Origin of the sequence: Gilliamella sp. M0364 (genome assembly GCF_016100565.1) — a bacterium.
GTDB classification, from domain to species: domain Bacteria; phylum Pseudomonadota; class Gammaproteobacteria; order Enterobacterales; family Orbaceae; genus Gilliamella; species Gilliamella apis.
Genome location: NZ_JACFSF010000027.1, coordinates 1 through 465 on the forward strand (window position 1 = coordinate 1; position 465 = coordinate 465).

Consider the following 465-nt stretch of genomic DNA (forward strand, 5'->3'; position numbering starts at 1 on the left):
AGTGATTTTAACTCTAGTAATGTGACTTATTACATTAATCCGAAGGCCGCGCCTTCAGTTTTGTTTGCCACACCAAACCTTATTTTTAGTTCAAGCTTCGCAGGTCCTGAACCAATATGGGATATTAAGAAAGGATTTATTACTCAAACTGCTACCCCATCATCTTATCATCGCAACTTTCCTACTACAGGCGCTGATAATTTATATTTTGATTTAGACATCATTGGTAGTAATGAGGCTTTATTATGGAAGGAAGTTACTCATGATGGTATCACAGCTACAATGACAGATGTAACAAGTACCAGTGTTCGTGTTACCTTAACTGGTCCAGTCGCTACAGAAATGCAAAAAGGTTCAAATTACCCAAATAGTATAGGATATATACATAAACCGGTATTGCCTATTACATTTGAGTTAGTTGGTGTAGACCCTCAAAGTAATAAAGAAGTCGTCAAATATGGTTTC

General features: G+C 36.6%; 1 protein-coding gene. It reads left to right on the forward strand.

What is annotated here, in order from left to right; translation table 11 throughout:
• On the forward strand, window positions 1-465 hold a 465-nt coding region (locus H3U96_RS11095; RefSeq protein ID WP_198196713.1), incomplete at both ends, for a hypothetical protein.